Origin of the sequence: Roseobacter sp. TSBP12, from assembly GCF_009129705.1 — a bacterium.
Taxonomy (GTDB): domain Bacteria; phylum Pseudomonadota; class Alphaproteobacteria; order Rhodobacterales; family Rhodobacteraceae; genus Celeribacter; species Celeribacter baekdonensis_A.
Genome location: NZ_PYIB01000024.1, coordinates 173,666 through 198,387, shown reverse-complemented (window position 1 = coordinate 198,387; position 24,722 = coordinate 173,666). Strand labels below are relative to the sequence as shown.

At 57.7% G+C, this 24,722-nt stretch carries 24 protein-coding genes and 2 pseudogenes; 11 read left to right on the top strand and 15 right to left on the bottom strand.

Features of this window, described 5'->3' with window-relative positions; translation table 11 throughout:
* Window positions 1-73 precede the first annotated feature (73 nt).
* Entirely contained in the window at window positions 74-1,186 is a 1,113-nt protein-coding gene (locus tag C8029_RS06855; RefSeq protein WP_152002544.1) for a polyamine ABC transporter substrate-binding protein, read from the bottom strand.
* Here C8029_RS06855 and C8029_RS06850 point away from each other — a divergent pair.
* Window positions 1,165-2,211, top strand: a complete 1,047-nt coding sequence (locus tag C8029_RS06850; protein ID WP_226946264.1) for a LysR family transcriptional regulator — start codon at window positions 1,165-1,167, stop codon at window positions 2,209-2,211. The genes C8029_RS06855 and C8029_RS06850 overlap by 22 nt on opposite strands.
* 1,165 nt (window positions 2,212-3,376) lie before the next feature.
* Window positions 3,377-3,859, top strand: a pseudogene (locus tag C8029_RS06845) (IS3 family transposase); the annotation flags it as partial.
* Between the two features lie 24 nt (window positions 3,860-3,883).
* Here C8029_RS06845 and C8029_RS06840 read toward each other — a convergent pair.
* Window positions 3,884-4,429 (bottom strand): GNAT family N-acetyltransferase, encoded by a 546-nt coding sequence (locus C8029_RS06840; RefSeq protein WP_009572003.1) that lies wholly within the window; start codon window positions 4,427-4,429, stop codon window positions 3,884-3,886.
* A gap of 41 nt (window positions 4,430-4,470) precedes the next feature.
* Window positions 4,471-5,994 (bottom strand): MFS transporter, encoded by a 1,524-nt coding sequence (locus tag C8029_RS06835; RefSeq protein WP_009572004.1) that lies wholly within the window; start codon window positions 5,992-5,994, stop codon window positions 4,471-4,473.
* Between the two features lie 85 nt (window positions 5,995-6,079).
* On the opposite strand from C8029_RS06835, the gene C8029_RS06830 reads away from it, so the two are divergent.
* On the top strand, window positions 6,080-6,616 hold the full coding sequence (locus C8029_RS06830) for a TetR/AcrR family transcriptional regulator (RefSeq protein ID WP_009572005.1): 537 nt from the start codon (window positions 6,080-6,082) through the stop codon (window positions 6,614-6,616).
* Window positions 6,617-6,914: 298 nt separating this feature from the next.
* On the opposite strand, the gene C8029_RS06825 is transcribed toward C8029_RS06830, so the two are convergent.
* The gene (locus C8029_RS06825) at window positions 6,915-7,661 is read right to left on the bottom strand and encodes a TrmB family transcriptional regulator (RefSeq protein WP_152002543.1); all 747 of its coding nucleotides are present in this window, start codon (window positions 7,659-7,661) and stop codon (window positions 6,915-6,917) included.
* A 295-nt stretch (window positions 7,662-7,956) separates the two neighbouring features.
* On the opposite strand from C8029_RS06825, the gene C8029_RS06820 reads away from it, so the two are divergent.
* From C8029_RS06820 to C8029_RS06800, 5 genes are all read left to right on the top strand, one after another.
* A complete protein-coding gene (locus C8029_RS06820) occupies window positions 7,957-8,889 on the top strand; it encodes a carbon-nitrogen hydrolase family protein (RefSeq protein WP_152002542.1) in 933 nt (310 codons plus the stop codon).
* A gap of 7 nt (window positions 8,890-8,896) precedes the next feature.
* Window positions 8,897-9,427, top strand: coding sequence for a TRAP transporter small permease (locus C8029_RS06815; protein WP_226946263.1), 531 nt, complete (start codon window positions 8,897-8,899; stop codon window positions 9,425-9,427).
* On the top strand, window positions 9,424-10,698 hold the full coding sequence (locus C8029_RS06810) for a TRAP transporter large permease (protein ID WP_009572009.1): 1,275 nt from the start codon (window positions 9,424-9,426) through the stop codon (window positions 10,696-10,698). The genes C8029_RS06815 and C8029_RS06810 overlap by 4 nt, the downstream gene beginning before the upstream one ends.
* Window positions 10,699-10,741: 43 nt before the next feature.
* The gene (locus C8029_RS06805; protein WP_152002540.1) at window positions 10,742-11,770 is read left to right on the top strand and encodes a TRAP transporter substrate-binding protein; all 1,029 of its coding nucleotides are present in this window, start codon (window positions 10,742-10,744) and stop codon (window positions 11,768-11,770) included.
* 69 nt (window positions 11,771-11,839) lie between these two features.
* Window positions 11,840-12,457 (top strand): flavin reductase family protein, encoded by a 618-nt coding sequence (locus tag C8029_RS06800; protein WP_226946262.1) that lies wholly within the window; start codon window positions 11,840-11,842, stop codon window positions 12,455-12,457.
* 86 nt (window positions 12,458-12,543) lie between these two features.
* On the opposite strand, the pseudogene C8029_RS23090 reads toward C8029_RS06800, so the two are convergent.
* Both C8029_RS23090 and C8029_RS06795 read right to left on the bottom strand, forming a co-directional pair.
* A pseudogene (locus C8029_RS23090) lies at window positions 12,544-12,776 on the bottom strand (transposase); the annotation flags it as partial.
* Window positions 12,777-12,911: 135 nt separating this feature from the next.
* A complete protein-coding gene (locus tag C8029_RS06795) occupies window positions 12,912-13,820 on the bottom strand; it encodes a LysR family transcriptional regulator (RefSeq protein ID WP_152002539.1) in 909 nt (302 codons plus the stop codon).
* A gap of 96 nt (window positions 13,821-13,916) precedes the next feature.
* Here C8029_RS06795 and C8029_RS06790 point away from each other — a divergent pair, with 96 nt between their 5' ends.
* On the top strand, window positions 13,917-14,387 hold the full coding sequence (locus C8029_RS06790) for a hypothetical protein (protein ID WP_152002538.1): 471 nt from the start codon (window positions 13,917-13,919) through the stop codon (window positions 14,385-14,387).
* A gap of 26 nt (window positions 14,388-14,413) precedes the next feature.
* Window positions 14,414-14,743 (top strand): nuclear transport factor 2 family protein, encoded by a 330-nt coding sequence (locus C8029_RS06785; RefSeq protein WP_152002537.1) that lies wholly within the window; start codon window positions 14,414-14,416, stop codon window positions 14,741-14,743.
* A 40-nt stretch (window positions 14,744-14,783) separates the two neighbouring features.
* Here the strand turns inward: C8029_RS06785 and C8029_RS06780 are convergent, their stop codons facing one another.
* The 9 genes from C8029_RS06780 to C8029_RS06740 all read right to left on the bottom strand — a co-directional run bounded on the left by C8029_RS06780 (window position 14,784) and on the right by C8029_RS06740 (window position 23,356).
* The gene (locus tag C8029_RS06780; RefSeq protein WP_152002536.1) at window positions 14,784-16,154 is read right to left on the bottom strand and encodes an aspartate aminotransferase family protein; all 1,371 of its coding nucleotides are present in this window, start codon (window positions 16,152-16,154) and stop codon (window positions 14,784-14,786) included.
* Between the two features lie 43 nt (window positions 16,155-16,197).
* Window positions 16,198-17,673: an NAD-dependent succinate-semialdehyde dehydrogenase gene (locus tag C8029_RS06775; protein ID WP_009572016.1), complete on the bottom strand. Its 1,476-nt coding sequence runs from the start codon at window positions 17,671-17,673 to the stop codon at window positions 16,198-16,200.
* A gap of 100 nt (window positions 17,674-17,773) precedes the next feature.
* Window positions 17,774-18,256, bottom strand: coding sequence for an Lrp/AsnC family transcriptional regulator (locus tag C8029_RS06770; RefSeq protein ID WP_040402304.1), 483 nt, complete (start codon window positions 18,254-18,256; stop codon window positions 17,774-17,776).
* Window positions 18,257-18,268: 12 nt separating this feature from the next.
* Entirely contained in the window at window positions 18,269-19,276 is a 1,008-nt protein-coding gene (locus C8029_RS06765; protein ID WP_152002535.1) for a cyclodeaminase, read from the bottom strand.
* The gene (eutB, locus tag C8029_RS06760) at window positions 19,266-20,264 is read right to left on the bottom strand and encodes a hydroxyectoine utilization dehydratase EutB (protein ID WP_152002534.1); all 999 of its coding nucleotides are present in this window, start codon (window positions 20,262-20,264) and stop codon (window positions 19,266-19,268) included. The genes C8029_RS06765 and eutB overlap by 11 nt, the downstream gene beginning before the upstream one ends.
* Entirely contained in the window at window positions 20,264-21,079 is an 816-nt protein-coding gene (gene ehuA, locus C8029_RS06755; RefSeq protein ID WP_040402252.1) for an ectoine/hydroxyectoine ABC transporter ATP-binding protein EhuA, read from the bottom strand. Before ehuA ends, eutB begins: the two co-directional genes overlap by 1 nt.
* Entirely contained in the window at window positions 21,079-21,750 is a 672-nt protein-coding gene (gene ehuD / locus C8029_RS06750; RefSeq protein WP_009572021.1) for an ectoine/hydroxyectoine ABC transporter permease subunit EhuD, read from the bottom strand. The genes ehuA and ehuD overlap by 1 nt, the downstream gene beginning before the upstream one ends.
* Before the next feature lie 3 nt (window positions 21,751-21,753).
* Window positions 21,754-22,425 (bottom strand): ectoine/hydroxyectoine ABC transporter permease subunit EhuC, encoded by a 672-nt coding sequence (gene ehuC / locus C8029_RS06745; protein ID WP_009572022.1) that lies wholly within the window; start codon window positions 22,423-22,425, stop codon window positions 21,754-21,756.
* Window positions 22,426-22,513: 88 nt separating this feature from the next.
* A complete protein-coding gene (locus C8029_RS06740; protein ID WP_009572023.1) occupies window positions 22,514-23,356 on the bottom strand; it encodes a transporter substrate-binding domain-containing protein in 843 nt (280 codons plus the stop codon).
* Window positions 23,357-23,537: 181 nt separating this feature from the next.
* On the opposite strand from C8029_RS06740, the gene C8029_RS06735 reads away from it, so the two are divergent.
* Window positions 23,538-24,722, top strand: a complete 1,185-nt coding sequence (locus C8029_RS06735) for a M24 family metallopeptidase (protein WP_009572024.1) — start codon at window positions 23,538-23,540, stop codon at window positions 24,720-24,722.

Below are 24,722 nucleotides of genomic sequence, written 5' to 3'. Positions count from 1 at the left end.
TTCCTTTGAATGAAGCGCGGCCCGCCCCGCGCCCGTCAGTGGCGGCGTGAAGACAGACTCTTGAGGGTGTCGCTCAGGCGTTTTTGTAGCGCACCCAGGCGTCGTTCCAGCTTTCCAATGATTGCTGGACGGGCAGGCGGCGCAACTGAATGCGCCCGGCGCGGATTTCATCCAGCGCGTTCGCCCCGCTCAGGCTCATGTTCTGGCGTGCTGCCTCATTCGGGTTGATTTCGTTCAGCATCGCCCAGCCCGCCCGGGTCGGCACCATCGCGGGGTACGCCTTGAGCGTGGCCGTCGCCACCTGCCCGCGCGGGCTCATCATGTAGCGGATGAATTCCCGGGCCAGATCCTGATTGCGGGACCCCTTGCCGATCGACAGCGACTCGGTCCATTGCAGCCCGCCCTGTTCGGGAATGGTGGTGGCAACATTGGCGCCGTCGCGTTGCAAGACACCGGTGATCCAGTCGCCAATCCCCGGCATCGCAGCCACTTCACCCGAGCGCAGGGCAGACAGCGTGCCGCCGTAATCATAAAATCCCCGCACCTGTGGCCGAAGCGTCAGTGCCGTATTCTGCACCTGCTGCCACGCCGCGGCATTCAGATCAAAGGGGGCCGGATTGCCTTCGATCAGACTCATTGTGCCAAAGTTGGGCAGATGCCAGTCGAATTGCCCGACCTTGCTGCGCAGATTTTCCTGCCACATCGCCCTGTAGTTGCGCGCCTCCGAACGGCTGAGCGCGTCCAGATTATGCGACAGACCTAGAAAGCCAAAGCGCAGGAACACCGCGTAAAGCCCGTCATCGTACCAATGGCCCTCGAACCTCTGGAACTCGGGGAAAAAGTCGTCAAACGGATAATCTGCCAGGTCGAGCTGTTCGATGTAATCGGCCTGATACAGCTGCGAGACATATTCAGCGTCGGCCAGGATAACGTCGTAGGTGCCGACCGGAGACTGCGCAAACTGCGCCAGCATCTGGTCCCCGCCGACGTATTCCTTGGCGCGGATGCGGACATTGTGCGCGCGTTCAAACGGGCCAACGACCTCCGGGTCGGCGTGGCCTGCCCATGTCAGCATGGTCAGCTCGCGCACCTCCTGCGCCCTTACAATCGCAGGTGTGGCCAGCACGGCACCCGCAGCCAGACCGCTTTTCAGCAGCGCGCGGCGTGAATATTGAAAATTTGACATATCGTTTTTCTCCCTGTTTTGTGTCTTCCATCTTCTGCGAAACGTCCTGTTTGCTACAAATTCGTTTATCTCAGGGGGTCTTGAGCAAAACTCACGAAGGACAGAGGATGCGACGGCTTCCGCCCCTGAATTCGATCCGTGCCTTTGAAGCGGTTGCGCGCTGCCTCAGCTTTTCGGCTGCAGCCGACGAGCTGGGCGTGACCACGACAGCGGTCAGCCATCAGATCCGGCATCTGGAAAGCTATCTGGGCTTTAAGTTGATCGTGCGAAACCCCCGCGACATCGCGCTGACCCCTGCGGGTGAAGAGATGTTTCCGAAATTGCGCGACGGGTTCGACCTGCTGGCCGAGGCCTTTTCGGTTCTGGATGTGGACATCGAAAAGAACGTCCTGCGCGTCACGACAACCCGCGCCTTTGCCGACAACTGGCTGCTGCCACGGCTGTCGGGTTTTCTGGCCGAGAACCCTAAGATCGAGGTCGAGCTTGTTACCGACGATGCGGTGCGCGATCTGTCTTCGGACCGGCTGGATGTGGCGATCCGTTATGGCCATTGCCCGCGGGACGCGACATCCGGCATTTTGTTTGCAGACACCTACACACCAGTCGGGCGCAACGATGTTATACAGAACAAGTCAGGCGCTTATCCGGTCATCGGGTTTCATTGGAATAACAAAGAGCTGGGCGGTCCGGTCTGGGCGCGTTGGGCGGATGACGCCGCGCAGAGTTTCAAGGTGGCGAGCGTCTTGAAATGCAGCGACGAATCTGCGGCCTTCGAGGCGCTGGATCAAGGGTTAGGGTTGCTGTTGTGCAGTAACATCCTTGTCGCAGACCGGCTTGCCGCAGGGACGCACCAAAGGCTGGGAGAGACGTGTATTGATGGTTTCGAATACTATCTCACGGTCAATCATGTCTCTCGCGCCAAGCTTGCAACAAAGGTTTTTGTGAACTGGCTGCAAAACATTGCACGTGAAACTGACCGGAATGTCGACAGTATTCGCAACCATACTCTTAAAGGTTTTGAATGAATTGGATGGCTTTACTGCGCGACATCAGTGTGTGTCTTGACGTTCCATTTTTAGACGGGCGCCGTGTCGGCCCGGATGCGGCTGACATTTCACCCGTTGATGGATGATCCGTTGTCGCTGTCGGTGCTCCGCAAGGGCCGCTGTCCGAAGTCCGGGTCTAAGACATGGCGGAGCTGATCGACATGCCGCTCATCACGAAGGAGTTGGCACCAGCCTCCGGGAGCTGCTCAACGGCGCGTACCAACGTCTCGAAAGAGTCATATCGTCTCGGTTCGGGATGGCCCACGTCGCGACTGCGGGATCCTTGGTCGTGGTCAATCTCGGCATCACGCTTCAGCCTTGCTTGCCCACGTAAGACGGAATGTTTTGGCGGTAGGATAGAAGAGCAGAGACAAAGAGCATTCTGCGTCACGTTTCAGTTGTTAAAGTTCACACTCTCGCACTTATTTCCGCCTATCTGGTGGTTGCAGCCAGACCTGAAGCACCCCACGCTCGCGGCACGATATTGGTTGCGAAATAGTTGAAGCGGAGGCTTTCGACCTCAGAGGTACGAACCGTCGCGTGCAGCGGGACGGCGTGCCTTTTCCTAGAAGACGCGATCACCAGGTTCAAGGCAGAGGAAAAGATGAACTGTCTCATACGTGTTGCTCAGGGTGCGTTATGAAACATGCATCAGCGATGCGCCTGTTTACCTGCTGGCAAACACGAGTGGCCTCCGCAGTCATTTCATTCATCGAATACGAGGCGAGGAATGGCTGAATAATCTCCACGCTGTCGCCGTTGAAGGCAGCCACGACAGGCTTACTGCCTTCAGCGATGACGCATGAAGTAAGCGCGAGAGACCCAAGACGTGAAAAAACGGCTTTTTCATGATGTAATTCCTTGATCGTTCAAGGGCATCGCGTCGCCGAAAATGCCATTCAGCTTGTTGATGATTTCCTGAATGTAGACAGGAAGAGCTCCGGAGCAGCAGCCCCACCGGCACCGACCGGCTTCAAGATGCCGTCATCTTTGGCGGTCTTGCCGCTATCCTTTCCACCTTCGTCAGTTTCGCGGGTTTTGATGTCATATCCGGTCAGGGGAATGCCCGGAGGTCGACATTCTCGGGCGGAACTCCGTTCAGTCGGTTTTCAAGGAGCTTGGCAAATGCTGCGAAGTTTTCGAGGTCTGGGGAACAGATATTCCCTACATCAAGACCCGGGAAGGGATCTCGTGTCTGGCGGTCGTGATCGACTTGTTCTCGCGACGTATTGTCGGATGGGCGATGCAGAGCCGACAACCAACAGACCTCATATTGCAGGCGTTGCTCATGGCTGTTTGGCGGCTCAAGCCAACGCGCAAAGTCTTAGTGCCTTCTGATCGGGGTTCACGGTTCACCAGCATAGATTGGGCATCATTTCTCAGGCAGCACAATCTTGAACACAGTATGAGGAGGCGCGGAAACTGCCATGACAACGCGGTTGCTGAACGCTTCTTCACCCTGTTGAAACGCGAACGCATTCGCCTCAGGACATACGAAACCAGAGAAGACACAAGATCAGGCGGGTTTGACTGCATCGAGATGTTCTACAATCCAAAGCGCAAACCCGCCAGGAATGGGATGTTGTCGTTTGCAGCCTTTGAAAGGCAACAGCAACGGAAGCTGTAACGCGTCGAATAAACTCGGGGCTATTCAGGATCGGTGAGAACTGCGGATCATCCACTCACTCCGCAGGAGGGCGTATTGCATGGTATTTTCGTAGATTGGATTACCTGCGGGGTCATTGATGAATGAGATATATTCGACAAAGAGACCCTCCTGCCGCATTCCCAGCCGTTCGCAAAGGCGCTGCGAGGAGAGATTGTGATCTTCAACATAGGCGTAGACGCGGCGTGCTTCCGCTGTGTCGAACACATGCGCAAAGAGTGCGCGCGCGGCCTCCGTCGCATAGCCTTTCCCTGAGAACGCCGGGTTGAAGTTCCACCCGACCGAGATCGTATCCTCTTCGGCATGCGCGAAAAGATCGCCAATAAGCGTATCGGTCTCCTTGAGGCAGACGGCGATCTGTTCATTATCTTGGCTGCGCTTTCTCACCTCGGCCAAAGCGGCATCCATATCCGACAGTTTGAGAGACAGAAAACAGTTGGAAACGGGCGAGCGCAGATAAGCGTAGAGGGCCTCCGCGTCGCTCTCTCTGAAATTCCTGAGAATAAGGCGTTCTGTTTTGATGGGTTGCATATCTCGTTGCCTTTCCAAGATTTTATGGGGTTTTCTGACGATCAATGATGCGATGTCACAGGCAATCTACGGTCCGGTGCAATGATGATGAAGACCACGACCGCCAGCGTCGCGATCACAATGGCCGAGGTGGTCAGCAGCACCGAATGGGTCTGGCTGAAGGCGGTCTTGCCGGCCTCGATCAGTGCCGCGGCTTGTTCGGGGCCCAGTTGGTTTGCCACGATGTAAGTATCACCGATTGTCTGGGCGGCCTGTGCAGCCAAGGCAGATGGCAGGGTGTCGGGCAGCTCTATCGCGCGGCTGAACACGCCCGACATGAACATCCCGAAGAAGGCAATCCCCAGACCGGTTCCCAGTTCATATCCGGTTGCCTCCAACGCCCCGGCGGCGCCGCCTTTGCTGGCCTCGATTGCACCCATGATCGCGATGGACGAGGCGGTTAGCCCAATGCTGAGCGTCAGCCCAAGGACGGCAAGTGCCAACGGCACCAGAGCGCCTGGCTGGTGGAAATCGCTTTGCGCCAGAAACAGCAGCGCCGCCCCCGAGATCAACAGTGACAGGCTGGCAACGCGGCGCAAGCCGAAACGATTGGACAGGTAACCTGCGACCGGCCCGCCTAGGGCAGCCGCGGCCATGATCGGGATCATGAACAGGCCAGCCTGCAGTGGGGTCTTTGTCAGCACATATTGCAGTTCTTGTGCCAGGGTCAGTTCGACCCCGGCTAATGCGCCCGAGGCAACAATCGCCATCATCAGACCAGCGACAATGGTGGGATGGGACAGTAGAGAAAGGTCCAACATGGGCGCAGTCGCGCGCAATTGCTTGCGCGCAAATAGCGTCAGAATTGCAATGCCGAAAGTGAGTACAAGGACGACGACCGGCAGGGGCTGCTTGGCGCCGAAACCGGCCTTGATCGCGTAGACGACCGATATCATGCCGACAATCAGCAACAGCGCCTGACCGATGGGCCATTTGCCCGGCGTGGTCTGTTCGATGCGGGGCAACAACAGCCAGCACGTCGGGGCCACGATCAGCATGACCGGCACGTTGATCAAGAAGACCGACCCCCACCAGAACTGTTCCAGCAGGGCCCCGCCGATCAGCGGCCCGACAGCGGCTCCTGCCGCGCCGACCGTGCCCCAGAGTCCAAGCGCCATAGCGCGCTCGCCTTCCTCTTCGAAGGTCTTGCGGATCAGGCCCAGAACGCAAGGCATGATCATTGATCCCCCCAGCGCAAGGAAGACCCGCGCGGCAATCAGGGCGGTTGCACTTTGGGCGAAGGCTGCCCAGGTCGAGGCGGCGGCGAAGAGGGTCAGCCCGGTCAGTAGGATCCGGCGATTGCCGACCCGGTCGGACAGCGTACCCATCGGCACCAGTAATCCGGCCATCAGCAGGGGGTAGATGTCGATGATCCACAAGACCTCGGTCCCCGAGGCGTTCAGTGTCAGAGTCAGGCTGGGCACCGCGACATGCAGGATCGTCATGTCCAGCACCACGGGCAGAAAGGCCAGCATGACCGCCAGCAACACAAGCCAGCGTTTCGGATCGGGGGCATGGGCAGGCATGATTCACCTCAGGATTCGGTTGCATCCGTCGATATAAATACATACGTATGGATTTCAATGGAGATGTGAACGGATCAGGGGACAGATGGGTAGGACACCGACAATCAGTCGCGACAGGTTGCTAGATCTGGCAGACGAGATCGTGCGCAGTGGGGGCGGCGCGGCGTTGACCATTGGCGCATTGGCGCAGGCGGCCGGTATCTCGAAAGGCGGCGTGCAATATTCTTTCGCCAGCAAGGACGCGCTTGTGCGCGGCCTGATCGACCGCTGGACCATACAGTTCGAATCCCTGCTGGGTGATGTGGAGGCGACTGATCCGATCAGTTTCGTCCAGCGCTATATCGCGGCGACCCGCGCGTCGCAGCAGGCGATGAATGCGAAGATGGCGGCGCTTTTGGTCAGCTATCTGGAGGACCCGGCCAATTTGCAGGAAACACGTGACTGGTATCGGAGCATCTTCGCGCGCCTTGCCGAGGCGACCCCTGACGCGCAGGCTGCGCGTGTGGCCTTTCTGGCCGTCGAGGGCCTTTTCCTAATGCGGATCAATGGGATTGACGAAGATGGAGTCTGGACGGGCCTGCTGGACGATGTCGAGGCAATCCTGCTGCGCCTGACGAAATGACAGCCACAGAGTTCGGCAAATCAGCCGCGACAGACCCCGTCGCTGTCTGCAAGGCCGCGCCAACCGGCCAGTGGGGCAGGCGGCCTTGAAGGTAGAACTCCGAATCCATGAGCGCAAGATATTATGGCTGGTTCACCCGGACGATCCAAGATGGTGATAAGAGCGGCAGCTGTTGGCTCGGATAAGGCAATTGTTTTGAACGTGGCACCTGCACATCGGCGCGATGCATATGTTGAGGCTTGCAGTACGCGTCATACCCTGACGTTTTCCATGCCTGTTGGGAAGGGGATGGCACAGATCACATGTCGGAAGAGGTCGCCCACAACGCTTCAAACAATTGCCGCTGCATTGCCGCGAACTCTACGCTTTCAATGATCATGCCATAGTTTTCGCGCATGGATGAGATGAGGCAGACTTTGTCGTCATAGATAAATGTGGTCATCGACAAGAGAACGTTCTCGGGCGCGAAGCGGAGGTGGCGTAGGTCGCTTGGGTCGGAAGGCCAAATGGAGGCCACATCTTTCGTGCGGGATCTGATCACCCGTAGCCAAATCCCCTTCTCTATCCGAGAGGCGATAAATTGCTCCATTTCCTCAAGTCCCGGAACGTCGCGCAGCTCATCCATGGACAAAATCCCCATCAACGTCGGCTGTGCCCCTTTGATGGTCAATGTGTCTTTCAGCGCAATTAAAATACCGTCACGCCCCTCGTAATACCGGATGCGCGGTTTGCCTTTCGCGCGATTGTAAAGCGACCGCAGCTCCGGCATCACCTCGCTGAGCATCTGTTTGCGGGCTTCTATCCGCTCCAGCAACACAGATGGATCTTCGGCGACGACGATGCGCTTGTTGCCGCTTTTTACGATGGCAACGAGGCCCTCCTCTTCCAAACGAGAAAGCGCGTCATATGCCGTGGTGCGCACCAACCCCGCGCGTGTCGCAACATCGGAGATCGGCGCCTCACCCAATTCGATGGCTGCCACATATAACCGGTAGAGCGTGCCACTAATGCCCAGCTTCGACAGTTTGCTTTGAAAATCATACATCAGGCACTCCTCAATCCTCTAAGTCTATAAAATAATGTGGCTTCATATCGCATACAAGGGAATCTTTCCTGTCGAAATTACTCGACATGTTTCGAGATATTCTTGTCGAAAATGATCGACATAATTTTAAATTCGTAAAAATATTGCACAATAAGTGAGCAAAAATATTATGATTTGGCGATATATACGCCAATTTACCCAGTTATTTCCGAATTTCATGTGTGGAATTGACACGAAGCCTCAAAATTAGCACAAAATAGGAGTGTCTATAATTATCGACTAAATGAGGTGACGGATGACTTTCAAAGCGGCAGTGATTCAGGCAGGGGCTGTGCCATTCGATATCGAGGCGAGCCTGTCCAAAGCGGAGGCGTTGATTGCCCAGGCTGGAGCGCAGGGCTGTCACCTTGCCGTCTTCCCCGAAGCTTATATTTCGGCCTATCCCAAAGAGCAGACCTACGACATCTCTGTCGGCGTCCGGACCCAGACGGGCCGCGAAGAGTTCCGTCGCTATGCCGACAGCGCCATTGAAATCCCCAGCGCCGAGACGGATCGTTTGGGGCAGGCGGCAGCCGCAGCCGGGCTCCATCTCGTCATGGGGGTCATCGAACGCGACGTGGGCACGCTCTATTGTACGGTCGTTTTCTTTGGTCCCGACGGGCAGCTTTTGGGCAAGCATCGCAAATTGATGCCGACGGGCGCAGAGCGTCTTGTTTGGGGCTTTGGCGATGGCTCGACCTTGCCCACGTTTGATACCGAAATCGGCAAACTCGGCGCGGTGATCTGTTGGGAAAATTATATGCCGATGATGCGCATGGCCATGTATGGGCAGGGCATCAACCTGTATTGCGCCCCCACCGCCGATGATCGCGACAGCTGGCAAGCCACGATGAAACACATCGCCCTCGAAGGGCGTACCTTTGTGTTTTCAAGCTGCCAAGTGCTTTGGGAAAAAGATTTCCCTGAGGATTATGCGTTCAACCGCACCGACCCCGAGCGCATCATGATGCGGGGCGGCAGCGTGATCCTTGACCCCTTGGGCAATGTCCTTGCCGGGCCGTTGTTTGACGAAGAGGGCATCCTTGTCGCGGAGATCGACCTTGACGCTGTGACACGGGCCAAACTCGATTTTGACGCCGCAGGGCACTACGCGCGCCCGGACGTTTTCGAACTGCGGGTGAATACGACAGCCCGCGCGCCTGTCACCTATTCCAAAGCTGATGGGTGAGGGGTCGATGATGCAGCGCCTGTCCACCTTTATAATCCAAACGCTCGACCTGCTCTCGGGGGGCGCATTCGCCGCCGCCCTGTTGATCAACGCCGCCAATGTTGCGGGGCGTTACCTGTTTCACAGCCCGATCTTCTGGGCCGAGGAGGTCACAACCCTACTCATCATCTGGTCGGTCTGCCTGATGTCATATCGGCTGACCTTGCGCGGGGAAAACCTGTCCGCTGAAATTCTCAAACCGCTGCTGCCGCACTCCGCACAGCGATGGGTCGCGTTTGGCCTTGCCGCTGCCGGTACGGCCCTGTGCGGATATTTCGCCTTTAACGCATACCTCGTTGTCGAACTGGTCGCCCGCTTTTCACAAGTGACCAATGTGGCCGAAATCCCCAAGCAATATGTCAATGGCTCTATCCTCGCCGCCTTCGTGCTGGCGTGCCTTGGCGGCATGACGCGCAGCCTCTCGCTTCTCGTCTCAGACAAACTCCTTAACGCCTCTGACCCGGTTGAGGTCCAAGATGCACTGGCAGGTTCCAAATGACACTTATTGCTATCCTCGGCGGCTTGCCGTTGCTTTTGTTGATCGTGGGTCTGCCAATCTATTTGGTCCTGCTCACCACCGCGAGCGTCGCAATCATGACACAGATGAGCGTACCCGCCACGATGGTGCCGCAAATCATGTTCGGCGGTCTTGATAAATTCGCGCTGCTCTCCGTGCCGTTCTTTATCTTCGCAGGCGAAATCATGTCGCGCGGCGGCGTTTCGCGCCGTATTGTCAATTGCATCTTGATGCTTTGCGGTGGATTGAAATCCGCCCGACCGATGACCGCCATCGGAGCGAGCGAGTTTTTCGGGGCGGTCTCCGGGTCAAGCCCCGCGACTGTCGCAGCCATCGGCCGACTGATGTATCCTAGCCTGCGCGAAGGGGGATATAGCGAGAAATTTTCGCTTGGCCTCATCACCTCTGCGGGCGGCATCGCCAGTGTCATGCCACCAAGCATCTTGATGATTCTCTATGCGGCATCGTCTGAGCAATCCGTCACCGCGCTCTTTGCCGCGGGGATCGTGCCCGCTTTGTTGCTCGGCCTTGTGATTGCCGGATACATCCTTTGGGTGTCGCGCAAAATGACCCCCTCCACCGCCAACAAACCGCAAAAAGGCGAGGCGCTTTCGCTCTTTCTTGCTGCTCTGCCTGCGCTTGGTACACCTGTGGTCATCCTTGGCGGCATCTATTCGGGTATATTCTCACCGACGGAGTCGGCGGGCATGGCTGGCGTCTACGGGGTCTTGGTCGCACGGTTCTTTTATCGCGAAATCACTTGGCGCGAAATTTGGAGCGTCGTGCTCAGCTCCGCCCATCTGACCGCGCAAATCCTGCTCGTCGTCGCGGCCTCCGGCGTATTCTCATGGGTGCTCACGACCAGCGGCGTCCCACAAACACTCGTCAATTTTGTCGAAGCCGCATCGAGTGAACCCTGGGTGGTGTTGCTGACCATCAACGTGTTCTTGTTGATCGTCGGCTGTCTGATGGACCCGGTTTCCGCGATCGTTCTCTTGACGCCGATGCTGGTGCCTGTGGTCACGCATCTTGATGTGAACCTCGTCCACTTTGGCGTCATCATGGCCGTGAACCTGAGCATCGGGATGTTCACACCGCCCTTCGGCCTGAACATTTTCACCTCTCACGCCCTGTTCGGCGTTCCGATTTCGCGCATCAGCGCCGGGTTGGTGCCTTTTATCATCCTGCAAACGCTGGCGCTGCTTCTGATCACCTACGTGCCAGCGATCTCCCTCCCCCAACTCTTGTTTTGACCTGACACACCCTCCCTAACCTCAACATGAATGGAGCTCTCCTATGTCAATTTTTCGTCCCAACCGTCGCAATGTGGTCAAAGCCGCAAGCGCATGCCTCTTGCTCGCTACCCTCGGGGCCACACCTGCCCTTGCACAAGAGTTCACAATGAAACTTGCCACGGCCACAGTGAATGACGTGCAAACCGAAGCCATCAAACGCTTTGCCGCACGGGTCGAAGCGCGCTCCGAAGGCCGGATCAAAACCGAGCTTTATCCCGCCGCACAGCTTGGCTCGAACGCCCGTATGATCGAGGGCCTGCAATTCGGCACCGTCGAGTTCTACACCGGCCCCGCCGCCTATCTCGTTGGCGTCGACTCGCGCTTTCAGGTCACCGATCTTCCCGCGATTTTTGAAGACGCCCGCCACGCCCAACGGGTGTTCAGCGATCCGACATTCCGAGAGACATTTCTCAATCTCGGCACCGACAAGGGCCTCGTTGGTCTCGGCACCTATATCTACGGCAACACCGCCTTTGCGACCGCCTTTCCCGGCGATACGGTTGAGGCCTTCAACGGCAAAAAACTCCGCGTGCTCGCCTCAAAGGTCGAGCGTAAAGGCGTGGAACTCATGGGCGCGACCGCTGTCCCGATTGACTTCAGCGAAGTCGCGACGGCCTTGCAGCAAGGCACCGTCGATGGGATGAAAAGCTCCCCGCCTGCGTTCACGTCGCTCAAACTTTACGACATCGTCAAACACATCACCGCCACCGAAGATGGCGTGATGGGCGAAGTCATGATGGTCAGCAAAATCTGGTGGGACACTTTGCCGGAAGACCTGCAAACCATGCTGCGCGAGGAGGCCACCGCGCTCGAGCCGGAACTCTACGACTATGTTCTGGAAGATCAGGCCAATGCTTACAAAACCTGGGAAGAGATGGGTGGCACCGTCCACTACCTCCCCAAAGAAGAGCGCGATGCCCTTCTTTCTGAGATGCGGGTGGCCGTTCTTGAGCTTTTGAACGACGATCCGAAAACCGCCGAAATGCTCGCGGTCCTGCTTGACGCTGCAGACCGCACAGCAACACAATAAGATCGCGCTGCCCTGTCATTCAGATGCCAGGGCAGCCATATTTTCAGAGGGTTTTCAATGCAATACGATATGACATCCTTAGAGGCCCGGAAGCGATATAAACTCCTGTCTTCCCTTGTGGTGCCGCGCCCGATCGCATGGGTTTCCACCCTTTCTCCCTCCGGCGTTGTCAATCTTGCTCCCTATAGTTTTTTCAACGTGATGGGCCACGATCCTGCCGTGGTTGCGCTTGGGATTTTGGAACATCCCGAAAAATCGCTCAAAGACACGGTGCGCAACATCACGCAAACCGAGCGCTTTACGGTGAATTTGGTGACCGAAGAGCTTGCTCCGTTGATGAACCAAACCGCAACAGATTTGCCCTATGCCGAGAGCGAAGCAGATATGGCCGCGGTTGCGCTTTGCCCGGCCGCCACCAATGGGGTTCCAGGCATTGCGTCCTCTCCCGTCCGGTTGGAATGCCAGTTGATGCAAATCATATCGACGCGCACGCAACAGAAAATCGTCCTGGGAGAAATCCTGTCGCTTTACGTTCAAGATGAGTTGATGATCGACTCACGCACGGCCACAATTGACCTTGATGCTTATACCCCCATTGCGCGCATGGGAGGCGCGGGCCTCTATTGCAGAACGTCAGATCGTTTCAATCTCGCGCGCCCCGACAGTCACACTCAGCCGCTTGAGTGACTTTGGGCCTGTCGCGCTTTTGTGCCGTCCCAAGTTCCCGTTGAGGCCACCTGTCGCTCGAAGGCCGACCGGGATTGCATCCGAGTGCTGAATGGTGCGTTTTTTGGGACGTATGGGCGCAGTGGCCCGTTCGTATTTTCATTGCTTCGATGTTGCCACGGACTTTGAGGAACACAGAAGCAGACATTGATGCCGGGGACTGACGTCAGTTTTCGTGTTGGGCCATTTCCGCCCCCTGATCCCATGGCAACGACTTGCACAAATGGCCCGGCAGATTCTGTAGGGATTTAGCAATGGCGTCGCGAACAGCTTCAGCTCCGCGCCGGTCCAGAGTATGATCCATCTCCTTGATCCAGGCCGTTTGAATGTAGAAGCCGTTGCTATTTCTGTCTCGTGATCAGACCGGGGGATGGTTGAGATCGGCGTACTTCTGCTTCCCGGCATGTCGGATCGTTCAGCGCGCCTGGGATGAGCGGGCGAGTTCGCGCGCAAGGTCGACAAAGACCTTGAAGGCCGCAGGCGGATTGCGACGGCTGGGATAGTAAAGACACAGTGGCGCGATTTTGGGCGTCCAGTCTTCAAGAAGCCGCACCACCCGTCCGGCCTCGATGTCATTGAGCACATCGGATTCCATGAAAAAGCCAATGCCCACCGAATTCAGCACAGCCGTGCGCGCCAGACTGGCTTCGTCCAAAGTGACAGGGCCGCGCACATCTACCTGTAAAAGTTGATCGTGGTCTTTGAACTGCCAGCGAAACATCGCTCCATTTGGCAAGCGTGTGCAGACGCAAGCGTGTGCCAGAAGGTCGGAGGGCACGCGGGGCTGATCGCGAGTTGCGAGATAAGAGGGAGTTGCGACCACCGCGTATCGCCGCGCAGGACCAAGAGGGATCGCAATCATATCCGCGGGGACGCGATGTTCGCTGCGCACCCCGAAGTCAAAGCCTTCGGCCACGATGTCGACGAAATTGCCTTCGGTCACCAGATCAATGTGAACTTCGGGAAACCGTCGCAGGAACGCGATGATCAAGGGTTCGATGATCTCGCGCGCGGCCGTCGCGAAGGCATTGATGCGCAATGTGCCCGACGGTGTCTCTTGTTCGGAGCGCACAGTGTCGAGGGCTTGATAGATGTCCTTCAGGGCAGGTGTCATCTGATCAACAAATCTGCGCCCCGCATCGGTGAGCGAGACACTGCGCGTCGTCCGATTGAAAAGTCGCACGCCCAACTGCCCCTCCAGCTTGGCAATCGCATTGCTCAGAGCCGTGGTCGACAGTCCGAGGTCAAGCGCAGCGGCACGGAATGAGCCTCTGCGGCTAATTGCAATCACTGCATCGAAATCTGTGAGATTGTAGCTGCCCATTGTCCCGAAAATCGAAATTCCTCATCCATATTTGTCCCTATTATCAGGATTCAATCAAGACCCTAAGTTGTAAGCACACAGAAACGGAGCAAGAAAATGCAGTATTACCAAGCCTTCATCAGTGCCGAACAAACCGCTCAGGCATATCGAATTCTCGATGCACTCATCGCCAAGCAACTTGTGTTTGGCGGTCCGGTGGTTGGCGGTCCCGCAAAGTTCTTGTGGAACTTCAGGGACAGCGATGTGTCGGCAAGCCTGCGAAAGTCCAAGCTCTATACCCTTGATCAGGACTACAAATACATCATCACCTACACACGCGAAGATCTTAAGGATGAGCTCATCGAGGTGGCCGAAGCAGCTTCGCTTGAAGAGGTCTGCATGATCTCCTTCCTGCCGATGGAGACCAACAGATCCCTGCGTTTGTTGCTTGATGCATCCTTTGAAGGCCGCGACGCAGATGCCCAGCCCGAAACCGTCGACGCGGTTGCTGCTCTGACCTTCGTGCCCAAGGCGCAAATCTCGACCCGCACCAAAAGATCGGACGGCCCCGTTGGCGGCCGCCGCTGATCCCCCCAATTCAAAGGAGACACGTCATGTCCATCGACCTCCCACCCCCGATCGCCGCATATTTCGCCACGGACAAAAAAGGCACTGCACAGGCGATTTCCGAATGCTTCACGCAGGACGCCGTCGTCATGGATGAGGGCAATACATATATGGGCCGCGATGCCATCCGGCAATGGATGGCGAATGCGTCCACACAGTACACCTATACGGTCGAGCCCTTTTCCATCCATGAGGAGGGCGGGAAAACTGTCGTCAGCAGCCATCTCGTGGGAAACTTTCCCGGCAGCCCAGTGGATTTGCGTTACTTCTTTGTCCTTGAAGGGGACAGGATCGCCGAGCTGGAGATCATCGTGTAACATCCTTCTCGGACCAGGATGCGCATTTGACAGTGTTGCCTCAGCCCAAAACGGATGTCACCGCTTTTGTTGTGGCATCGACCACCTTGTCGGCCTCTTCTTTCGTCAGGCAGAAAGGCGGGGCAAAGCCAAGGATGTCGCCTTGCGGCATTGCGCGTCCGATCACGCCCTCAGACAACAAGGCCGCGGCCAGCGCATAGCCAATCTTATCCGCCGGATCGAAGAAAGCGCGTGTGTCGCGGTCTTTGACAAACTCGACCGCACAGAGCATCCCCTCGCCGCGAATGTCCCCGACATGCGGGTGATCGCCTAAGGCGGCTTTCATGGTGTCGTCGAGGTATTTGCCAATGCTTCCGGCATTCTCAATCAGGTTCAAATCATCAATCAGCTTAAGATTGGCCACCCCCGCCGCCGCACCAATCGGATGCGCCGAATAGGTCCAACCATGCCCGATGGGGCCGTTTTCATCGGTGCCTTGCTCCAGAACCTGCCACATTTTGTCGGAGACGATGGAGCCGGACAGTGGTGCATATGCGGAGGTCAACCCCTTGGCGATGGTGATGAGATCGGGTTTCATTCCGTAGTGATCTGATCCAAACATGGACCCCAAACGGCCAAAGCCCGTGACCACCTCATCCGCGACCAGCAAAATGTCGTGTTTGTCGAGCACCTTTTGGATCGCGTCCCAATAGCCCGCAGGCGGCGGCACGATCCCGCCCGTGCCCAACACCGGCTCGCCGATAAAGGCGGCAATCGTGTCCGCGCCTTCGCGGGCAATCAGCTCTTCGAGCTTGGCGACGCAATCGGCGACAAACGCCGCCTCCGACATGGCAAGATCGGCACGGCGGAAATAATACGGCGCTTCTGTGTGCACGACACGGTCGAGCGGCAGGTCGAATTTCTTTTGAAACGCTTCAAGCCCGGTGAGAGAGCCAGTCATCAACCCAGAGCCGTGATACCCGCGCCACCGCGAGATGATTTTCTTTTTCTCAGGGCGACCAAGGATGTTGTTGTAATACCAGATCAGCTTGATGTTGGTCTCGTTGGCGTCTGAGCCGGATTGGCCGAAATAGACTTTCGACATGTGATCCGGCGCCCGGTCCAGCACCATTTTCGCCAGCGTGATAGAGGCTTCGGTGCCGTGGCCGACATAGGCGTGATAATAGGCCAATTCGCGGGCCTGATCGGCAATCGCTTCGGCAATTTCCTGACGTCCGTAACCAACATTGACGCAGTACAGCCCGGCAAAGGCATCCAATGTTTCCTTGCCATCGCGGTCCACAATATGCACGCCCCTGGCGGTTTTGATCACCCGCGTCGGTGTTTCACCGCGCGCGTGTTGTGCCAAATGTGTGGAGGGGTGAAAGAAGTTTTCGCGGTCCCATTGGCCAAGTTGATCATTTGTCAGCATGTTATTTCCTTTTCCGTTCAAGTCTTTGCGTCCGTGTGCGGGGTCAGCCCCAATCGCGACAGACGTATTTCAGGTCCATAAACTCCTGCATCCCCATCCGCGCACCTTCGCGGCCCAGACCGGATTGTTTGACGCCGCCAAAGGGGATCGGCGCGCCGGTGACCTTGGTCCGATTGACCGCGACCATGCCGTAGTGCAGCGCCCGTGAGAGCCGATAGATGCGTTTCGGGTCTTGCGAATGAACATAGGCGACAAGGCCATATTCGCTATCATTGGCGCGTGTGATGACCTCGTCTTCGGTGTCAAATGGCGTGATCGGCGCGACGGGGCCAAAGCTTTCTTCATGCATGATCTTGGCGCTGTCAGGCACGTCAGTCAGCACGGTGGCGGGGTAGAACAACGGGCCAAGATCTGCGGGCGCACCGCCGCAGGCCAGTCTCGCACCCTTGGCCAGAGCGTCGTCGACATGCGCCTGTTGTTTGGCCACAGCGCGGGCGTTCATCAAGGGGCCGAGATCGGCGTCCTCCATGCCGGGCGCAAGAGTCAGCGCTTTGGCCGCCGCCACGAATTTCACGCAAAATGCGTCATAGATCGGACGTTCGACATAAATCCGGTTCGCGCCCAGGCAATCCTGACCCGAGGTGGCGAATTTGGCTTTGATCACCTCCGCCACAGCCCGGTCCAAATCGGCGCCTTTGAACACGATCACCGGTGCGTGGCCACCGAGTTCAAGCACCAATTTTTTCACCGTCTCCGCCGATTGGCGATACAAAAGTCGCCCGACTTCGGTAGACCCCGTAAACGACAGCGCCCGCACGCGGGTGTCTTTGGTCCATGGTTCCACCACAGTGGGCGCATCTCCGGTCACGACGTTGAACACGCCCGCGGGCATCCCGGCGCGCTCGGCCAATTCGGCCAATGCCAATGCCGAATAAGGGGTCTCAGTCGAAGGGTGCGCCACGATGGTACAGCCCGCCGCCAAAGCCGCCGCCGCTTTGCGTGTCAGCATGGCGGAGGGAAAATTCCACGGCGTGATCAGGGCGACAACGCCCACGGGTTCGAGCCAAAGCTCCACCTCGGCGTCGGGCAAATGCGAGGTCACGCCTTCGACATTCGGCCGTTTTGCCTCTTCGGCGTAATAGTCAATGAACGCTGCGGCATAGTCGATCTCGCCGCGCGCTTCCGACAGCGGTTTACCCTGCTCAAGCACCATGATCCGCGCGAGGTCCTCTTTGGCCGCGATCATCAAATCATGCCAACGGCGCAGCACCATAGCGCGCTCTTGCGGCAAACGCTGTGACCAGGCGGGAAAACCCGCTTGAGCGGCGTCAACCGCGGCGGCGGATTGCGCGGCGCTCAGTGCGGCGATATCGCCCAAATGCGCCCCTGTGGCCGGATCGGTCACGGCAAAACAGGCGCCAGCCTCGCCGGAGGTCCATTTGCCATTCACATAGGAAAAGCCCCGCAACAGACGTTTGTCGCCAATATCAGTACGGGCAGAAATCGCAGTGTCACGCATGTTGGCCTCCTTATCCCCGGTCACTGTGACGGATCACGGCAGAGGGAGAGACCAAAGTGCGGGTGAATGCGCGGTATTCGGACTGCCGGGGTGGGATGTTCTAGTCCAAATGGTCTGTGAACAGCCCAAGCGGTGGGGTGCCACCGCCTTTGACCTGTTTGGTGACAATATAGGTGAAATAGCGCGCAATGCCGATGCGCGCGTCCAACAGCGTGTCGATCAGCCGTTGATAGGCGTCGATGTCGCGGGTGACGATCTGTAACAGGTAGTCAAACCCACCACCCAAGGCCCAACAGCCCAGGATTTCCTCATGCGATTGCACCGAGGATTCAAAGGTCTGAAACGAGGCTTGGGTATGGTCGGCAAGTTCGGCGGCGACGAACACCGTCACGGTCGAACCCAATTTGCGCAGGTTGATTTCGGCGTGATAGCCCTCGATCAACCCGGCTTTTTCCAGCTTTTTCAACCGCTCCCATGCGGGCGTGGGTGAGAGGCCAATGGCCTCGGCCAGACGCGTCTTTGACATCCGTCCCTCCCGAGACAGGGCGCGCAGAATGTCGAAATCACGGGCGTCCAGTTTGATCATGGGGCAAGGTTACGCGGAAATCACCGTGCCCGCATCCCCCAAACGGGTCGCGACATGGCTGGCGATGGCAGTGTCCTGCACGCCGGTTCCGGTCAGATCGCAGATTGTGATCTGACGCAGATCGGTGCGGCCCTGGGCGACTCCCGTGATGATCTGGCCCAATTCCGGCGGAGTATGCCGCATCAGCCCTTGCGCACGTGCCGCCCGCAATTCGCCCAGCACCTCGCATTGGCTGACCCGATCACAGACATAAAGATCGGCGGTGGCCAAGGCCTCTGGCGCGATCTCGTTTTTGCCCGCCTGATCCGATCCCATGGCGGTGATGTGCACCCCGTCATGGAGCATGTCGGCGGTGATCAACGGCGTCGTCGCAGGGGTTGTGGTGACCACAAGCTGGCTTTGCGCCACAAGCGGTGCGATCTCGGTCATCACCGCCACCTCGACCCCGGTCATCGCGGCAATATCGACAGCGCAGGCTTTGGCCTTTTGCGCATCACGCCCCCAAACGAGACAGCGTTTGAACGGGCGCACCAGATGCGCCGCCTGCATTTGCAACCGCGCTTGTACGCCAGTGCCGATCACCCCCGCCGTCTCGACATCGGGCGCAAGATGGCGCGCGGCCACCGCGCCCGCCGCCGCAGTGCGGATGTCGGTGAGGTAGCCGTTGTCCAAAAATACCGCCTGAACCAGCCCGGTTTTGGCCGAAAGCAGGATCATCAAGCCATTGAGGGAGGGCAGGCCCAATTGGGGATTGTCGAAAAATCCGGGCGAGACTTTCAAGGCAAAGCCGTCCACACCTGGCACATAGGCGGTTTTGACATCGACTTCGCCATGATGGGCCGCAATCGCCATGGACAGCACCGGCGGCATCACCACGCCGCCTTCGGCCAGAGCGCGAAAGCCGTTTTCGATCACATCAATGGTCTCAAGATCAAGCGAGACAACCCCGCGCAATTGCGCTTCTGTAAGGATGCGGATGTCGGGGCGGGGCGCGCTGGCCTGTGCCTCAGTCGTCATAGGGCGTTCCTTTTACAATCACATCACCAAGCCGCACATCTTGGCCCGTCACCACGCGGGTGAATTGCGCCATATCGACATTGCGCCCGGTGATCACGATGCCCATTTGTCGGCTTGGCGCGATCTTGCCCGCCAAAAGCGCGGCGATGCCGACGACACAGGCCCCTTCGGCGACCAAACGGTCCTCGTAATAAAGCGCCTGCATGGCGGTATAAATATCGTCTTCCGTGACCAAAACCACCTCATCCAAAAGAGTGCGGCAGAGCGGGAAGGAAAACCGGTTTGACAGCCCGATCCCGCCACCCAGACTGTCGGCCAAGGAGGCGACCTCTTCGACCTCAACCGGCCGGCCCGCTGTGATCGAGGCCGCCATCGCCGCGCCGCGATCCATGCTGACGCCGATCAGGCGGATGTCCGGTTTGATCGCACGGGCCGCAACTGCCATACCCGCCGCCAAACCCCCGCCGGAGAGCGGGATCATCAACGTGTCGAGATCGGGGCGGGCGCGCAGCATTTCCAGCGCAATGGTGCCTTGTCCGGCAATCACATGCGGATCGTCAAAGGGCGGAATGTCGATCAACCCATCGTCGCGCGCCAACTGTGTGGCATGGGTTTGGGCCTCGTCTTGCGAGCGGCCGTGGATGTGGACCTCTGCGCCAAGCGCGCGGATGCCGTCGATTTTGGCCTGCGGCACAAGGTCGGACATACAGATCACGGCGCGCAGGCCCTTTTGCGCCGCAGCATAGGCCACAGCGCGACCATGATTGCCAGTGGAACAACAGGTCACGCCTCTGGCCCCATCCGGCACATGCGCCATCGCATTGACCGCCCCGCGCAGTTTGAATGCCCCCATCGGCTGGCAAATCTCAAGTTTGAGCCAGAGATCGCCCCCGAGCTTTTGCGACAGGTGCGAGGGCACAAGTGGCGTGCCATCGGCCACGCCTTTGATCACTTCTTGCGCGGCCAAAACATCCGTTAAGGCCAGCATCAGCCCGCCTCTTTGACCGCGCTGAGGAATTGCTGCGTCCGCTCCCTTTGCGGATTGCCAAACAGCGCGTCAGGCGCGCCTTGTTCCTCAATGGAGCCATCGAAAAAGAAACAAATGCGGTCCGAGATGTCTTTGGCAAAGCCCATTTGGTGGGTGACCATCAACATGGTGAGGTTGTGTTTGTTCACCAGATCGCGGATCACATTGGTCACTTCACCGATCACCTCAGGGTCAAGCGCGGATGTGACTTCGTCAAACAGCATCACCTTGGGCCGCATCGCCAAAGCGCGGGCAATGGCAACACGTTGTTGTTGCCCGCCCGAAAGACGCGAGGGGTGCTGATCCTTCTTTTCGATCATGCCGACAAGTTCCAACAGGTCCTCAGAGCGCTTGCGCGCCTCGGCTTTGGACATGCCCAGAACCTGAACCGGCCCTTCCATGCAATTTTCCAAGGCGGTCATGTGGGGGAACAGATTGAAGTGCTGAAAACACATGCCAATCTGGCTGCGCATCATCCGCAGGTGCTTGGGGGAGGCGGGCACGAGTGTGCCGTTTTTCTCCATATGGGTCAGCGGTTTGCCATCGACGTAGATCACACCTTCATTGATGGTCTCAAGCGTCATCAGCATTCGCAACACAGTGGTCTTGCCCGAGCCAGACGGACCGATCACGGTCACCATTTCGCCCGTTGCCACATCAAGGTTAAGCCGATCCAAAACGGTCAGTTTGCCGTAGCGTTTGGTGACGTTCATGAACCGCACCATCGGGATATCATCGCCGGTCAGTTCCAGCGGGTATTGCGACATATCTTCCATTATTTCAGTCCAAGTTTGCGGCGCACATAGGTTTCAAACACACGGATGAAACCGGCGGCAGGAAGGGAAATGGCGAGGAAAATCACGCCGACGAGGGTGTAGGGTTCGAGGAAGCGATAACTTTCAGATCCGATCGCATTGGCGGTGTGCATCAGTTCCGCAACGCCGATCACCGAGAGCATTGGCGTGTCCTTGAAAATCCCCACAAGATAGTTGCCCATACCCGCCAAAGCGGGCGGCACAGCCTGCGGAATGATGATCCGGGTATAGGCCTGGCGCGTGCTCATGTTGAGCGCTGTACAGGCCTCCCATTGGCCTTTGCCCACACTGTTCAAGCCACCGCGATAGACCTCGGAGAGATAGGCCGAATAATGCAACCCGATGGCGATCATGCCAGAGGTCCACGGGCTCATCCGCACTCCGAATTGCGGACCAACGTAGAACACGAAAAAGATCTGAAGGATCAGCGGTGTCGAACGGATGAACTCCACAAATTCGCGCACCACAAAGGTCAGTGCCCGGTACGGCGTGCGCTGCGCCAGTGCCAGGACCAGCCCCAACACGATGGCGATGGCATAGCCCGCCCCCGCTGCGATCAGGGTGTTGAGCGTTGCCTCAAGCAGACGCGGCAGGATTTCCCAAGTGAAATCCCATTTCCAATGAAATCCCATGGCTTAGGCCCTCCCCAACTTGCGGCGCATGACACCTTCGAGCCACCGCATAAAGGGCGTGACGATGAACCGCGCGAAGACGTAATAAACGATCAGCGCAAGACCAAAGGCCTGAGCCGAGAGGAAGGTCGATCCGTTGATCTGTTTGGCCACGAACATCAGGTCGGTGACGGAAATCAGCGACACGAGGGCGGTGTTTTTGAGAAGCTCGATCAAAAGATTGCCCCAGGGTGGCAACATATTGACCAGAGCCTGCGGCAAGATGATCCGCCACATCCGTTTGGCCGGGCTCATTGAGAGCGCATAGGCGGCTTCCCATTGCCCTTTTGGCACGGATTGAATGCCGCCGCGCACAAGCTCGGCGCCGTAAGCGCCCAAGTTCATCCCAACGGCAACAAAACCCGCGGTGAACTTATCCAGCGTCACGCCGAACAGCGGCAGCACAAAGAAAATCCAGTAAAGTTGCACCAAAAGCGAGGTGCCACGAAAAATTTCGATATAGGTCACCGACACGCCGCGGATCACGGCATTGTGGGACAGTTTCATCAATCCGGCCACCAATGCGATCCCGATCGCGAGCATCGTGGCAAGGATGAATTGGGCGGCGGTGATCCCGGTTCCTTTCAGGAAATCGGGCCAATACGTCGCGATAAATTCCCAGAGGCTCAAGGGCATCTCCCGAGGCTGAAAATGACGTGCGGGCCGGAACCGTTGTCCCGGCCCGCATCAATCACTTGGATGGATCAAAGAGAGCGTCGATCACTTACTTCATGGCGCAGGCGTCTGCGGTTTTCATTTCCCCCGGCAGGTTGCCTGTGGAGTAGCCATAGGCGGACACGGCCCCCATCATCGCATCGGAGCCAAGGTATTCGGCTTGGGCGGCGTTGAATTTTTCGACGAAATCCGCGTCCTCATCCCGAAAGCCGATGCCGACCCAGTTTTGGGTCCAGTCGGGGAGTTGACTGACGTCGGAGACTTCGACATCGCCGCCGGATTGTTCGGCCAAATTGAGCGCGGTGAAATAGGTCACCCCACCGGCATCGGCACGTCCGGCGCGCACAGCGGCGAGAATTTCGGTCGGGCCGGGTACAGTCATGACTTTGTCGTCATCAACGCCACCGCGCTCCGCCGCTTCGATTTGGTTGTAGCCCGCGCCAGTCACGAAAATCGCGTCTTTTTCGGCAAGCTGCTCGTAGTTGTTGAGGTCTTTGGGATTGCCTGCAGGCACGATGAAGGCATCGCCCACTTTGGCCATCGGCTCGGAGAACGTCATGTTTTCGCAGCGCGAACCAAGGATATACATCCCGCCGGTCACAATGTCGAAACGGCCCGCGTTGAGGCCAGGGATGAGGCCGCCCCATTCGGTGACGACCGGCTCAATGTTGTCATAGCCCATCGTTTCGAGCACGCCGATGACATAGGCATTCACAAACCCTTCGGCAGCGCCGTCTTCACCCGGATAGGCCCAAGGCACTTCGTTGGCAAAGCCGATACGGATCGGATCACCGTTTGCGATCCGGTCACTCAACGTCCCGGCCATGAGGGCGGTCGCGCTTACGCCCAGCGTGAGACCCGCAGCGGCGACGGTTTTAAGGATAGGTTTCATAAGTCACTCCCGATTATTTTCATTGACGAGGAAACAGGGCTTCCCTCAACTGATGTATACAACATTAGGCGAATCGCCTGAGTGTCAAGGAAAACGGCCCAAAAACATCCTTATTTTTCGGCTTTACATGCGGAAACGTCCTATAGAATCGCACAAGATGTGCACAATAAGCGAGAAGTACATGCCTATTGAGAATGCCCCTTTCTCCCGTTCCGAGTATGAACGGCGCATCCATTTGACACGCGAGGCGATGAGTGCGTCTGGAATCGACATTCTTTTCGTCACGAATCCGTCGAACCAAAACTGGCTCACCGGATATGACGGCTGGTCATTTTATGTGCATCAAGGCGTGATTTTGAGTCTCGAGGGCGACCCGATCTGGTGGGGACGGATGCAAGATGCCAATGGCGCCAAACGCACCGTCTGGATGGAAGACGAGAACATCCTCCACTACGCGGATCGCTATATTCAGGCCACCGACATCCATCCGATGGAAGACCTCGCTTCGCATCTGCGGATCATGGGATATGGCGACAAACGCATTGGGATCGAGATGGAGACCTATTACTTCACCGCCCGCGCCTTTGCCGTTTTGGCGCAGGGGTTGCCGGAGGCCGAACTGGTAGATGCCTCCAGTTTGGTAAACTGGAATCGGCTGATCAAATCCTCTGAGGAATTGGATTTCATGCGCCGGGCCGCCCGCATTTCCGAACTGGTGATTGAGCGCGCGATTGAATTGGCCGAACCGGGCATGCGTAAACACGATCTTGTCGGCGAGATGTTCAAAACGTCGGTGCAGGGCGAAAACGACAGTTGGGGCGACTACCCGGCCATCGTGCCGCTCTTACCCTCGGGCGCGGATGCTTCTGCGCCGCATTTGACATGGAATGGCGAGGCGCTGAAGCGGGGCGAGGCGACGTTTATCGAACAATCCGGCTGTTATCGCCGCTACCACGCGCCGCTGTGTCGGACGATCTTTTTCGGCAAACCACCCCGTTTTATGAGCGACGCGGCAGAGGCGCTAACCGAAGGGTTGAACGCCGGGATCGAGGTGGCGCGCCCCGGCAACCGGGCCTGTGACATCGCCCGCGCTTTGGATGCGGAACTGATCAAAGTGGGGATCGAGCGTCCGAACCGCTGCGGCTATGCAGTCGGTCTGTCCTATCCGCCGGATTGGGGCGAACACACGGTCTCCCTGCGCGCCTTTGATGAAACGGTTTTGGAGCCGGGCATGACCTTTCACTTCATGCCGGGGCTGTGGATGGACGGCTGGGGCATGGAGACGACGGAGACGATCCTGATCCGCGATGACGGGCCAGCGGAGCCTTTGTGCAACGTGCCGCGCAAGCTGTTTGTGAAGGACTGA

Coding starts and splice junctions, on each gene's coding strand:
- C8029_RS06855 (WP_152002544.1), bottom strand. CDS start 1,186: ATGTCAAATTTTCAATATTCACGCCGCGCGCTGCTGAAAAGCGGTCTG.
- C8029_RS06840 (WP_009572003.1), bottom strand. CDS start 4,429: ATGCAACCCATCAAAACAGAACGCCTTATTCTCAGGAATTTCAGAGAG.
- C8029_RS06835 (WP_009572004.1), bottom strand. CDS start 5,994: ATGCCTGCCCATGCCCCCGATCCGAAACGCTGGCTTGTGTTGCTGGCG.
- C8029_RS06830 (WP_009572005.1), top strand. CDS start 6,080: ATGGGTAGGACACCGACAATCAGTCGCGACAGGTTGCTAGATCTGGCA.
- C8029_RS06825 (WP_152002543.1), bottom strand. CDS start 7,661: ATGTATGATTTTCAAAGCAAACTGTCGAAGCTGGGCATTAGTGGCACG.
- C8029_RS06820 (WP_152002542.1), top strand. CDS start 7,957: ATGACTTTCAAAGCGGCAGTGATTCAGGCAGGGGCTGTGCCATTCGAT.
- C8029_RS06815 (WP_226946263.1), top strand. CDS start 8,897: ATGATGCAGCGCCTGTCCACCTTTATAATCCAAACGCTCGACCTGCTC.
- C8029_RS06810 (WP_009572009.1), top strand. CDS start 9,424: ATGACACTTATTGCTATCCTCGGCGGCTTGCCGTTGCTTTTGTTGATC.
- C8029_RS06805 (WP_152002540.1), top strand. CDS start 10,742: ATGTCAATTTTTCGTCCCAACCGTCGCAATGTGGTCAAAGCCGCAAGC.
- C8029_RS06800 (WP_226946262.1), top strand. CDS start 11,840: ATGACATCCTTAGAGGCCCGGAAGCGATATAAACTCCTGTCTTCCCTT.
- C8029_RS06795 (WP_152002539.1), bottom strand. CDS start 13,820: ATGGGCAGCTACAATCTCACAGATTTCGATGCAGTGATTGCAATTAGC.
- C8029_RS06790 (WP_152002538.1), top strand. CDS start 13,917: ATGCAGTATTACCAAGCCTTCATCAGTGCCGAACAAACCGCTCAGGCA.
- C8029_RS06785 (WP_152002537.1), top strand. CDS start 14,414: ATGTCCATCGACCTCCCACCCCCGATCGCCGCATATTTCGCCACGGAC.
- C8029_RS06780 (WP_152002536.1), bottom strand. CDS start 16,154: ATGCTGACAAATGATCAACTTGGCCAATGGGACCGCGAAAACTTCTTT.
- C8029_RS06775 (WP_009572016.1), bottom strand. CDS start 17,673: ATGCGTGACACTGCGATTTCTGCCCGTACTGATATTGGCGACAAACGT.
- C8029_RS06765 (WP_152002535.1), bottom strand. CDS start 19,276: ATGACGACTGAGGCACAGGCCAGCGCGCCCCGCCCCGACATCCGCATC.
- eutB (WP_152002534.1), bottom strand. CDS start 20,264: ATGCTGGCCTTAACGGATGTTTTGGCCGCGCAAGAAGTGATCAAAGGC.
- ehuA (WP_040402252.1), bottom strand. CDS start 21,079: ATGGAAGATATGTCGCAATACCCGCTGGAACTGACCGGCGATGATATC.
- ehuD (WP_009572021.1), bottom strand. CDS start 21,750: ATGGGATTTCATTGGAAATGGGATTTCACTTGGGAAATCCTGCCGCGT.
- ehuC (WP_009572022.1), bottom strand. CDS start 22,425: ATGCCCTTGAGCCTCTGGGAATTTATCGCGACGTATTGGCCCGATTTC.
- C8029_RS06740 (WP_009572023.1), bottom strand. CDS start 23,356: ATGAAACCTATCCTTAAAACCGTCGCCGCTGCGGGTCTCACGCTGGGC.
- C8029_RS06735 (WP_009572024.1), top strand. CDS start 23,538: ATGCCTATTGAGAATGCCCCTTTCTCCCGTTCCGAGTATGAACGGCGC.